The 11,518-nt window shown below is 70.7% G+C and carries 11 protein-coding genes; 2 read left to right on the top strand and 9 right to left on the bottom strand.

The genetic code is table 11. The features are described 5' to 3' along the window. Positions 1-70: 70 nt before the first annotated feature. On the bottom strand, positions 71-1,663 hold the full coding sequence (locus M2163_RS05170; protein ID WP_280893219.1) for a polymorphic toxin type 43 domain-containing protein: 1,593 nt from the start codon (positions 1,661-1,663) through the stop codon (positions 71-73). On the opposite strand from M2163_RS05170, the gene M2163_RS05175 reads away from it, so the two are divergent. Both M2163_RS05175 and M2163_RS05180 read left to right on the top strand, forming a co-directional pair. After that, positions 1,649-2,005 carry a hypothetical protein gene (locus M2163_RS05175; RefSeq protein ID WP_280893220.1) on the top strand — a complete coding sequence of 119 codons (357 nt, stop codon included), beginning with the start codon at positions 1,649-1,651 and terminating at the stop codon, positions 2,003-2,005. The genes M2163_RS05170 and M2163_RS05175 overlap by 15 nt on opposite strands. 221 nt (positions 2,006-2,226) lie before the next feature. Then, positions 2,227-3,723 (top strand): MFS transporter, encoded by a 1,497-nt coding sequence (locus M2163_RS05180; protein ID WP_280893221.1) that lies wholly within the window; start codon positions 2,227-2,229, stop codon positions 3,721-3,723. 186 nt (positions 3,724-3,909) lie between these two features. Here the strand turns inward: M2163_RS05180 and M2163_RS05185 are convergent, their stop codons facing one another. From M2163_RS05185 to M2163_RS05220, 8 genes are read right to left on the bottom strand one after another with little or no spacing between them, the layout of a single operon-like run. Then, positions 3,910-4,734, bottom strand: coding sequence for an enoyl-CoA hydratase/isomerase family protein (locus M2163_RS05185; RefSeq protein ID WP_280893222.1), 825 nt, complete (start codon positions 4,732-4,734; stop codon positions 3,910-3,912). Then, positions 4,731-5,999, bottom strand: a complete 1,269-nt coding sequence (locus M2163_RS05190; protein WP_280893223.1) for an acyl-CoA dehydrogenase family protein — start codon at positions 5,997-5,999, stop codon at positions 4,731-4,733. The genes M2163_RS05185 and M2163_RS05190 overlap by 4 nt, the downstream gene beginning before the upstream one ends. A 26-nt stretch (positions 6,000-6,025) precedes the next feature. Then, positions 6,026-7,072: a phosphotransferase family protein gene (locus M2163_RS05195; protein ID WP_280893224.1), complete on the bottom strand. Its 1,047-nt coding sequence runs from the start codon at positions 7,070-7,072 to the stop codon at positions 6,026-6,028. Continuing rightward, positions 7,069-7,488, bottom strand: a complete 420-nt coding sequence (locus tag M2163_RS05200) for a MaoC/PaaZ C-terminal domain-containing protein (protein WP_280893225.1) — start codon at positions 7,486-7,488, stop codon at positions 7,069-7,071. The genes M2163_RS05195 and M2163_RS05200 overlap by 4 nt, the downstream gene beginning before the upstream one ends. Further along, a complete protein-coding gene (locus M2163_RS05205) occupies positions 7,485-7,937 on the bottom strand; it encodes a MaoC family dehydratase N-terminal domain-containing protein (protein WP_280893226.1) in 453 nt (150 codons plus the stop codon). The genes M2163_RS05200 and M2163_RS05205 overlap by 4 nt, the downstream gene beginning before the upstream one ends. Beyond that, complete coding sequence (locus tag M2163_RS05210) at positions 7,934-9,118, bottom strand: acetyl-CoA C-acetyltransferase (RefSeq protein ID WP_280893227.1); 1,185 nt, start codon at positions 9,116-9,118, stop codon at positions 7,934-7,936. The genes M2163_RS05205 and M2163_RS05210 overlap by 4 nt, the downstream gene beginning before the upstream one ends. Positions 9,119-9,149: 31 nt before the next feature. Continuing rightward, entirely contained in the window at positions 9,150-9,977 is an 828-nt protein-coding gene (locus M2163_RS05215; RefSeq protein WP_280893228.1) for an SDR family oxidoreductase, read from the bottom strand. Positions 9,978-10,023: 46 nt separating this feature from the next. Further along, positions 10,024-11,511, bottom strand: a complete 1,488-nt coding sequence (locus M2163_RS05220; RefSeq protein ID WP_280893229.1) for a dihydrolipoamide acetyltransferase family protein — start codon at positions 11,509-11,511, stop codon at positions 10,024-10,026. Positions 11,512-11,518: the final 7 nt, after the last annotated feature.

Consider the following 11,518-nt stretch of genomic DNA (forward strand, 5'->3'; position numbering starts at 1 on the left):
TCGACCACCAGATCACTTACTGTCACCGCGCCTGCCTCATGAGGAGGATCCGCCAGGGATGCCAATTTGCCTACCAATGCATGCTCGGGGTGTGACTCACGGTTATCCCGTGCTGACTCATGAAGTCCTGGAAAGCCTTTCTTGTCGAGTCATTCCAGTTCATTCCATAGTGCCCGGACCATTGATTGGTTTGCAATTCCCCATTCGGCCCCCGGCGAAGACGACCTCCGACCATCGTCGACTTGTCAGCACCAACCGCGCTCCCCAGGAAATCGTGACCGCCAACACCTTGGTCGGCTCCAGTCGCAAAGCGTCCTGTGGTTGGATCGAAGATGAAGTCCCTCTCGCCCTTCGGGCTGAAGTTCTTCACCGCACCGACAGATTTCACACGATCACTCACCTCAAGAACCCCCTTGGCCGGACCACTTCCGTCAATGAGGCAACTGGAGTTGTGAACCAGAACTGGCGTCTCGCCCGCCAGCACATAGTACGTGTGCAACCCCTCGATCGTGAGGTTGTACGTCCTGGCGTGAAGCGCGAAGGATCTGTTGCCTGTGACGATCGCGGTTCGGCGGTCGTCGGTGAGGAGGGTCATGCCGGGTTTGAGCTGGTGGGCTTCGATCCAGCGCTGTTCCGACGGTGACCAGAAGGGGTGCTCGTAGGTCGCGGTGAGGTTTTCAATGCCCTGGTCGGCCGCGATGGACAGCTCGTTGAACTTCTTGTCGTTCTCGGTGCTGATGAGGCGCGTTACTTCGCCGGCTTTGGTTTCGCCGGTCTCAGGATCGGTGGCCCATACTTCATCGCCGACCTTGACGTGCTCGATATCCTTCGTGGTGCCGTCCGCCATGAGAACGTCCGTCCCGGCGAGGAAACACTGGCAGCCCGAGCTCTGCTTCTTATTCTTGGGGGATGGAAGCCGCCCGAGCCCGGCGGAACCGCTCGATGTTCCACCCTCACTGATACCTGCGACCACATTTTCAGCGAAGAAGTTGAAGAAGAATTTCTTTTCCGATGGGCATCCCGTTTTGTCGCAGGATTCCAGCAGGGCTTTACTGATGTCGAGTTTGGCGACAGGCTCGTCTGGGTGGTCGAGGTAGAAGTCGAGTCCGTAGTAGGACAGTTCGTCCAGTCGTGCGTAGAAGAGGCTCGCGAATTGCGCTGTTCCGTGCCACTCGGCGGGAATGTGGACGCCTGGGAGCAGCGTGATGTACCCGTCTCCGTTCACGTCCGTGTTCGTCGGTCCCTCGTCCGCCCATGTGACATCGGTGTCTCTGCCCTTGGCGTTGGTGTTGCTGTTACCGGGGTTGGTGACACCGTCGCCGTTGGAGTCGTTCTTGGGGCACGGAATGTCGAAGCCGTTGCCGGTGCCGCACGCTATGCCCATGCCGCTCGGGTCCGGGTGCGTGGCCGGGTTCTGCATGCCGTAGCTGTAGCCGTTCAGCGTCTGGTGCAGGTCCAGTTGGAGCAGGGGGTCGACGCTGATGAATTGACCGGTGCTGGGGTCGTACTCACGCGCTCCGATATGCGTCAGTCCGGTGCCGGCGTCGGCGCTCATGCCGAGGAAGCCCTTGTCGTCGGGCCATACGCCGGTGGTCGCGCCGCGGCCCGTTCCGAAGGGTGCTAGCCGGACTCCCGGCAGGCGGCCCGGGTGGGCCTCTTCCACGCGAGCGTCGACGAGCTTCAGACGCCGTACGTGCGCTCGCAGGACAACGGCAACCGGGCTGATGTGCGCTGGGCGGAGATCGTCGACGGCACGGGGGCGGGGCTGCGCGTCGAGGGCGCGGAACTGTTCAACCTGGCCGCCCGCAGGTGGACCGACCGGCACCTGGCCGAGGCACGCCATCAGACCGACCTGAAGGCGGGCGCGACGGTCCATCTGCACACCGACCACGTCGTCCAGGGCCTCGGCTCCGGCGCCGTCGGCCCGGGCGTGCTGCCCGAGTACCGGCTCGAAGTATGCCCGGCGGACTTCACGTTCGCCCTGACCGCCCTGCCGACTCCGTGACGAGGGGCCAACTGGCACGCCTTGAGCACGACGCTCTTTGCAAATCAAGTGTTTCAATCACTTGACCGGATAGTGACGCGCTCCTACTGTGTGCACAACCGCGAGGGGAACCTTTCGGCCACCTTGCCCATATCTTCACATCCCACGCGTACCGCCCCGGCCGGGCCGACGAGCACCTTCGTCACTCTTCCCTTCCCTACTCCTCCACGAGGAGCGCTGCGATGACGCAGACCCACTCGGGAGCGGCTCAAGAGCCGCCGACCACGGAGCACGGCCCCACCGGAACCACCACCCAGGACGGCGGCACCCCGGCCGTCCGATCCACGACCGCCTTCGTCCTCATCCTCGTCGCGTTGCTGTGGCCGCTGGAGGTGCTCAGCCTCTCCTACAGCCTGCTGACGCCCGCGGTGACACAGATCGCGGTCCACTACCAGACCGATCAGGTCGGCTGGGTGTTCACCTCGCTGACCCTGGTCGGGGGCGTCGCCGGACCGGTGATGAGCAAGTTCGGCGACCTGTACGGCAAGAAGAAGGTGATGGTGGTGGGCGCGCTCGGCGCCGTCGTCGGCGGATTCATCGCCGCCCTCGCGCCGAACTTCCCCACCCTGCTGGCGGGACGCGCCCTCCAGGGCCTGATGCTGCCGCTGGCCACGCTCTCCTACTCGCTGATGCGCGACATCCTGCCCCAGCGCTGGATCGCGTTCGCCGCCAGTCTCACCGTCGGCGGCACGGGCGTCGTCACGATCAGCGCGCCCTTCATCGCCGGCTACTTCGTCGACCACCACGGCTTCCGCTCGGTCTTCTGGCTCCTGGCCATCCTGTCGGTCATCGCCTTCCTGGGGCTGCTCGCGGTCCCCGAGTCGACCGTGCGCTCGCGGTCCCGTCTCGACTGGACCGGCGTCGCCCTGCTGGGCGCGGGTGTGGGTCTGGTGCTCCTCGGCCTGAGCGAGGCGGCGACCTGGACCTGGTCCTCGCCGAAGACGCTCGGCTGCCTCATCGGCGGTCTCGTGCTCCTCCTGGTCTGGGTGGCCGTGGAGCGCAGGATCCGCGAGCCCCTCGTCGACCTGCGGCTGGTCTCCAAGCGCCCGGTCCTCACCACCATCGTCGTCGCAGGCCTCGCCTACGGGGCGGTGGGCGCGTACACGACCATCCTGCCGATGATGGCCATGACGCCCCGAGCCCTGGGCGGGGACTACGGCTTCGGGTCCACGGCGATGCAACTGACGCTGTTCACCGTTCCCGCGGGCATCGCGACCTGCGTGCCGAGTTTCATCGTCGGCCTCCGGATGCGCCGTATCGGCGCCCGGTTCCCGGCTGTCGCCGGATCACTGATCATGGCCCTGGCCGCCGCGTACACCGCCTTCTGGCACACCGAGAAGTGGCAGGTGCTCGTCGGCTTCACAGTCCTGGCGGCCGGCGCCAGCCTCGCCTTCGCAGCGGTGCCGAACCTCGTCATCGAGGCCGCGCCCGTCGAACAGCAGGCGATCACGGCGGGCATGACGGGCCTGTTGCAGACCCTGGGCTCGACTGCGGCGGTACAGATCGTGTACGTCATCCTGCTCCAGAACGTCGGTCAACTGGTCCGGGGCAGCCCGGTGTTCACCGGCGCCGGCTACACGGTGGCCTTCCTGGCCTGCGCGAGCTTCGCCCTGGTGGCCACGGTGGTCGGCGTGCTCGTCCCGCACGGCAGGCCGCAACCGGAACCCGTCGACTCCTGACCGCTCCCCACGCTGCCCTTGAGGGGCGGGCCCCGGATGCCACGGCGTCCGGGGCCCGCCTCCTTTGTCGGATCGAGCGGTACGGTGCCGCGGCCAGGGCAACCGAGCATGAGTATCGCCCCGCGAACCGTCGACCACGCGAAACGGTCCGCTCCCCCGCATGGGGAGAGCGGACCGCTGCCGTACTCAGGGGCGGCGCGTGCCCTTCACGAACCGGCCCATGGCGGCCCCCACCTCGGGGCGTTCCGCGGCCTCGGCGATGAACTCGGCCTCGCAGTCGAGGTGGTCGCGCAGTTCGTCGAGCCGGCCGGCCCGGACCAGCAGCTTGGCCCGCCCGAGGGCCCGCACCTGACCGGAGGCGAGGGCGCTCGCCAGCGCCCCGGCGACGGACGGCAGATCCGCGTCGTCGACGACGCGGTTGAACAGCCCCCACTGCTCGGCCTCCACCGCGCCGAGCACCCGGTTGGTGAACACCAGGTCCAGGGCCCGGCGTTCGCCCACGAGCCGGGGCAGGAACCAGGAGGCCCCGCAGTCGGGGGTGAGGCCGAGCGCCGTGTAGGCGAGGCGCAGCTTGGCGGAGCGTGCGGCCACCGCGAGGTCGGCGCCGAGCGAGAGCCCCACGCCTCCCCCGGCGACGGCTCCCTGGATGGCGGCGACGACCGGAACGGGCAGCGCGGCCAGCCCGAGCACGGCCGCGTGCGCGGCCTCGGCGACCCGCCTGACGTATCCGCCGACGGCACTTCCCTGCGCGGCGAAGGCCCTGAGGTCGCCACCGACGCTGAAGTGCGGGCCCTCGGCACGCAGCAATACCGCGCCCACACCTGAACGGTCGGGTTCGCCCGTCCAGGTCACGAGCTGTTCGACGGCGGCCCGCAAGGCCGTGACGAAGTCCAGGTCGAAGCCGTTGCCGGAGTCCCCGCAGGCCAGGACGAGGTGGACGACGGCGCCGTCCCGCTCCAGCCGCACCGGGGCGGTGAGCGGGACGGCGGGAGCCGGGACACGGGTCGTCATCGTGCGCCTCCCGCGCCCTGTGCCCGCTCCCGCTGCCGGGCGAGCTCCCGGCGGCCCAGGACCATGCGGTGCACCTCGTCGGGGCCGTCGGCGAAGCGCAGACCGCGTGCCTGCGCCCACAGCAGGGCCAGCGGCAGGTCCTGTGCCATGCCCGCCGCCCCGTGCGTCTGGATCGCACGGTCGACGACCCACTCGGCGGTCCGGGGCGCCGCGACCTTGATGGCGGAGATCTCTGTACGGGCTTCCCGTGCCCCCACCTCGTCGATGAGCCAGGCGGCCCGCAGCACCAGCAGGCGCAGCTGGTCGATGCGCACCCTCGCCTCGGCGATCCAGGCGAGGACCTCACCGTGCTCGGCCAGCGGGCGGCCGAACGCGGTGCGCTCCTCTGCGCGGGCGCACATCAGCTCCAGTGCCCGCTCGGCCATGCCGACCAGCCGCATGCAGTGGTGGATACGCCCTGGTCCGAGCCGTGCCTGAGCCAGTCGGGCACCCTCCCCCTCCCCGCCCAGCAGATGGGTCGCGGGCACCCGGACGTTGTCGAAGACCACCTCGCCGTGGCCGCCGTGAGCGGCGTCGGTGAAGCCGAAGACAGACAGTCCGCGCACCACCCGTACGCCCTCGGTGTCTGCGGGGACGAGGAAGATGCTCTGCCGGTCGCGCGGCGGGGCGTCCGGGTCGGTGACCGCGAGGACGACGAGCAGTGCGCACTCGGGGGCGAGGGCTCCGGTGGCCCACCACTTGCGGCCGTTCAGGACGTACTCGTCGCCCTCGCGCCGCGCGGTCAGGCGCATGGTGGAGGCGTCGGAGGAGGCCACTCCCGGCTCGGTCATGCAATAGGCGGACCGGATCCGGGCGTCCAGCAGGGGCTCCAGCCAGCGCTCGCGCTGCTCGTCCGTGGCGAACATCGACAGCAGTTCCATGTTGCCGGTGTCGGGGGCCGCGCAGTTGAGCGCCTCGGGGGCGACCTGGGGACTCCAGCCGGTGATCTCGGCGAGGGGCGCGTACTGGAGGTTGGACAGGCCCGCGCCCAGGGGCGAGTGCGGCAAGAAGAGGTTCCACAGTCCGCGGTCACGCGCCTCGGCACGGAGCTCCGCCATGACGGCCGGGCGGCCCCAGCCGGTGGCGGGAGCGCCGGGCACCTCGGCGTCGTCAGGGCCGAAGTGCGGTTCTGCGAAGTGGCGTTCGGCCGGGATGACACGGCTGCGCAGGAACTCGGCGAGGTTCTCGCGGAGTTCCTCGGTGCGCTTGTCGAAGGAGAAGTCCATGGTGTTCCGTTCGGATCGGCGGCGGGTCAGCCGTGGAGGTGAGCGAGGCCGCGCGCGACGAGTTCGGGCACCATCGGGCCGATCGACTCGAAGCCGTCGCCGACGGTGAGTCCCTGCTGGTGGCGGAAGTGAATGCCTTCGAGGATCACGGCGAGCTTGTAGTGGGCGAACGCCATGTACCAGGGCAGGTCGTCCAGTTTCAGCCCGCTGCGTCCGGCGTAGCGGTCGGCGAGCTCCTCCCAGCGCGGGAAGGCCGGGTGCAGGCCCGGTGTCCCGGCGATGGGGTTGTCGATGCCGGCCCAGCCGATCCAGTAGAGGTGGAACAGTCCGAGGTCGGCGAGCGGGTCGCCGAGGGTGGCCATCTCCCAGTCCAGTACGGCCCGGGGGCGGACCGTGTCGGCCGGGTCGAAGATGGCGTTGTCCAGCCGGTAGTCGCCGTGCACCAGGGTGTGGCGCTGGGTCGGGGGGACCGAGGCGCCCAGCCGGTCGGCGAGTTCGGCGAGCCCTTCGACGGTCCGGCACGTCGAGTCCGCCAACTGCCGCTTCCAGCGGCCGACCTGGCGTTCCAGATAGCCCTCGGGCCGTCCGAAGTCCGCGAGCCCGACTCCGGCCGGGTCCACGTTGTGGAGATCGGCGAGCGTGTCGACGAAGCCGTGGGCGAGGGTGCGCGCGGTCGGGGCGTCGAGGGCGGCGAGGTCGTCCTGGGTGCGCAGGACGAGCCCGTCGACCAGTTCCATGACGTAGAAGGGGGCGCCCAGCACCCCGTCGTCCTCGCAGACGGCGATCACGGGCGGCACCGGTACGTCGGTGGCGGCGAGCGCGGTGAGCACGCGCGCCTCGCGCAGCATGTCGTGGGCGGTCTTCAGGACGTGACCGAGCGGCGGCCGGCGCAGCACCCAGCGCAGCGGGCCCCAGTCGACGCGGTAGGTCAGGTTGGATCGCCCGCCGGACAGCAGGCGGACGCGCATCTCCCCGGCGGGCGGGGTCCATGGACCGGCGGTCCGGTTGAGGAACCGGGCCAGCGCGTCCCGGTCGACGCCGGGCAGGGCCGGGTTCGGGACGGGCAGGGTCATCGGTCGCGGCTCCTCTCCGTACCGGGGACGGCCGGACCCAGCCGTGCGGTGCCGCGCGCCTTGACGGCTCCCTCGCTGTCGACGACCTGCACCTCCACGTCCTCGCCGGCCGGGCGCACGGTGACGCTGAGCCGGTCGCCCACCCGGACCGGTGCCGTGAAGCGCATCCGGTAGGTCCGCACCGAGCCCGGACCCGCGACTTCTTCCAGTACCCGCCCCGCCCACGCCATGGAGAGCATGCCGTGGGCGATGACGTCGTCGAGACCCGCCCGCCGTGCCGCGTCGATGTCGATGTGCACGGGGTTGTGGTCACCGGAGGCCCCGGCGTACAGGGCGAGGTCGGTGCGGGTGACCGGTGGCAGCGTGCGGGTCAGCGGTGCCGTGACGGTCGTCGGCTCATTCCTCGTGGCGGTCATCGGGCCTCGCCCTCGGTTCCGGTACGCCCGACGACGGCGAGCGTGCTGCTCAACTCGGCCACAAGCGCGCCCAGTTCATCCGTCACCCTTGTCTGCCGTACGACGAACTGGAGTGCGCCACCGTTCTTGGCGGTCACGTCGGTGATGCGCGAGACGAAGGTCAGCCGCTCTCCCGCCCAAGCGGGCCGGTGGTGGACGAACGACTGCTCGGCGTGCAGGACGGTGGCCAGGTCCACTCCGATCTCGGCCAACCAGGCCCAGGGATCAGGGCGTTCCATCTCCAGACAGAACAGGAACGTCGGCGGCACAGGCCGTTCGGCTGCCTCACCTGGGGTGCCTGTGGCATGGGCGAACTGCCGCAGTCGGCCCGCTTCCACGAGGACGGTGTGGGGAGGGTGCTCGGTGCCGATGACGGAGGGGTCGATCAGCGGGGCGGTGAGTGTGTTCATACGGTGCTCCTCAGCAGCAGTGCGTCGCCCTGGCCGCCGCCTCCGCACAGGGCGGCGACGCCGGTTCCGCCGCCCCGGCGGCGCAGTTCGAGGACGAGGGAGAGCACGAGTCGGGCGCCGCTCATGCCCACGGGGTGGCCGAGCGCGATGGCGCCGCCGTTGACGTTGACCCGCTCGGGGTCGACGCCGAGCTCGCGGGTGGAGTGGACGACCACGCCCGCGAAGGCCTCGTTGATCTCCAGCAGGTCCAGGTCGGAGGGCTTCAGCGAACCGTCGCGGGCCAGTGCGTCGCGTACGGCGTTCGCGGGCTGCGCCAGCAGGGACGGGTCGGGACCGGCGACCGTGCCGTAGGCGCCGATCTCGGCCAGCGGTGCCAGGCCATGCCGCTCGGCGAAGTCCCGGCTGGTGACGACGAGCGCGCAGGCTCCGTCGGAGAGCTGGGAGGCCGATCCGGCGGTGATGGTGCCGTCCGGGTCGAAAGCGGGCCGCAGCCGGGCGAGGGACTCGGCCGTGGTGTCCGCCCGGATGCCCTCGTCGGCCGTGACGGTGGTGTCTCCCCGGCGGGTGGACACGGTCACCGGCACGATCTCGGCGGCGAGCCGCCCGGACTGAGCCGCCGCGGCCGCCAGGTGGTGCGAGCGGGCCGCGAACGCGTCCTGCTCCTGGCGGGAGATGCCGAGCGGTGCCTGGTAGCGATCGGTGGCCGCACCCATGGGCACACCGTCGAGGGCGCACACCAGGGCGTCGGCGTCGAGGGCGTCCAGGACCGCAGCGGGCCCGTAGCGGTAGCCGGTGCGAGCGCCGCTCAGCAGATGCGGGGCGCGGGTCATGGATTCCATGCCCCCGCAGACCACGACGTCGTGCAGTCCGGCCGAGACCATCAGGTCGGCCATGGCGACGGCGTGCAGCCCGGACAGGCACAGCTTGTTGACCGTGGTGGCGGGCACGCTCATGGGCAGTCCCGCCGAGACGGCCGCCTGGCGGGCCGGGTTGGGGCCCACCCCGGCCTGGACGACTGTGCCCATGACCACCGCCCCGACCCGGTCGGGGGCGAGGCCCGCGCGGTCCAGCGCGCCGGCGATGGCGGCGGCGCCCAGTTCCGGCGCCGACAGACCGGTCAGGGCGCCGAGCAGTTTGCCGATCGGGGTACGTGCCCCGCCGATGAGGACGGATCCCGGCATGGTGATGTCACTTCCTCGGTGTGTTCGCGGCTCAGATCACGAGTCCGCCGCCGGCCACGACGACCTGGCCGGTGATGTAGTCGGACTCCGGGATGGTGAACAGGCAGACGGCGCCCGCGGCGTCCTCGGGCGTTCCCGCGCGCCCGAGAGGGATGCCCGCCTCCAGGGCACCGCGCAGCTCGTCGCCGATGCCGACCTTGATGTTCCGGCCGTCGACGTCGATGGTGGCGCCGCCGCCCGCGGGGGCGTCGGTGAGCCGGGTGGCGATCAGTCCGAAGGCCACCGCGTTGACGGTGACCTGATAGCGGCCCCACTCCTTGGCGAGGGTCCTGGTCAGCCCGACCACGCCGGCCTTGCCGGAGGCGTAGCCCGCTTGGCCGACGTTGCCGCCGAGCCCGGCGACCGAGCTGATGTTGACGACTTTGCGCACCCCGTGCTCGCCAGCCTCGGCGTCCCGTCGGGCGGCCTCGCGGAAGGCGCCGGTGGCCGCCCGCAGGATCCGGAAGGGGGCGCGCAGGTGGACGTCGAGCATGGCGTCGAACTGCTCGTCGGTCGTCTTGTGGATGACGGAGTCCCAGGTGTATCCGGCGTTGTTGACGATGATGTCGAGCCGTCCGTACGTGTCCTGGGCCGCCCGCACGAACCGTTCGCCGAAGTCGGGCTCGGTGACGCTGCCGGGGAAGGCGGTGGCCTCGATGCCCTCCTTGGCGAGCAGGGCGACGGTCTCCTCGGCGGGTTCCCGGTCGAGGTCGTTGACCACGAGCCGGGCCCCCTCGGAGCCGAGCTTGCGGGCGATCTCCCGGCCGATGCCGCGTCCGGCCCCGGTGACGAGCGCGACCTTGTCCTGCAGTTTCGTCATGACTGCCTCTCTGGATGAGGGTGGTGTGCCGGTGTCCGGCGCGAGGTCAGCGGTAGGCGTCGGCCGACCACTCCTGAAGGGCCCGTTGCAGCGCGATCAGGGCGCGCAGGGCGCCGGAGCCGTCCATGGCACGGTGATCGAAGGTCAGTCCGAGCCGGGCGACGGGACGTACGGCGATGTACTCCTCGCCGTTGTCCGCGATGACCGCGACGGGTTGGCGCACGACCGCGGGCACGCCGAGCGAGGCCACCTGCGGGCGCGTGAGGATGGGGGTGGCGATGACGCCCCCGACGCTGCCCGAGTTGCTGATCGTGATCGTCCCGCCTTCCAGGTCGGCGGACTTGAGCCGCCGCTCCCTGGCTCGCCGGGCGAGGTCGGTGATGCTCTGCGCCAGACCGTCGAGGCTGAGGCGCTGGGCGTCCCGGACGACGGGCACGTAGAGCCCGGCCTCGACGTCCACGGCCACCCCCAGGTTCACCGTCCGCCAGCGCAGCAGGTGGGTGTCGGTGAACGTGGCGTTGATGTCCGGGTGTTCGGCGGTCACGGCGACCAGGGCCCGCGCGATGAAGGGCAAATAGCTGAGCTTGTCGTCGCCCCGGCGGGCGCGTTCGGCGTTGATCTCGGCGCGGACGGCGGTCAGCCGGGAGAAGTCCACGTCGACCTGCGCGGTGAGCTGAGGTGCCGTGCTGACCGAGGCCACCATGTGGGCGGCCGTCGCCTTGCGGACGGGGCTGAGCGGGACCTCCTCGCGGGGGAGGTCGTCGTAGCCGGGGGGAAGGGTCGTGGCGGAGGTCGTAGGCGCAGCGGGGGCCGTGGGGACGGCGGGCCGCACAGGTGAGGCGGTGTCGACCGCGGCCGTCGAGCCGCCCTTTGCGACATACGCCCGTACGTCATCCCGGGTGACCCGCCCACCCGGGCCGGTGCCGGGCACCGCGCTCAGGTCGATCCCCGCCTCCTTGGCCATGCGCCGTACGAGCGGTGAGCCGGCAGTCGGTCCGCCCCGCTCGCCGCCGGCTCCACGGACGGCCAGGTGGCGGAAGGCGTCCCGCAGGACGAGGGACAGTCCGTCCAGATCCGGTTGCTCGACGGCCACCGGTTCCGCAGGAGCGGGGTCGGTCCGTCCGGCGGCGGCGCGCTCCGCAGGCGCGGGTCCGGTCGTCCCGGCAGGGTCGGTCGGTGCCGTGGCGGACGTCGGCACCGCGACCGGTGCCTGCGGCGCCACAGGGGTCTCCGGGGGCCCGGTGGTCTTCGCCCCCGCGTCGAGCGCCGCGGCGATCTGCGCCTCGCTGGCGTCCAACGGCGCGAACCGGGCGATCAGTTCACCGACGGGCACTTCCTGGTCGGGTGCGGCGAGGATCTGCACCAGGGTGCCCTCCTGCGGGGAGGCGACCTCGGTGTCCACCTTGTCCGTCGACACGTCGAGGAGGGGTTCGTCCACGGCCACCTTGTCGCCCGGGCTCTTGTGCCAGGCGGTGATCACGGCCCGTTCCACCGACCCCATGTGGGGCAGGCGGACGTCGATCAGAGTCGTCATGTCAGGT

The organism is Streptomyces sp. SAI-135 (assembly GCF_029893805.1).
Classification (GTDB): domain Bacteria; phylum Actinomycetota; class Actinomycetes; order Streptomycetales; family Streptomycetaceae; genus Streptomyces.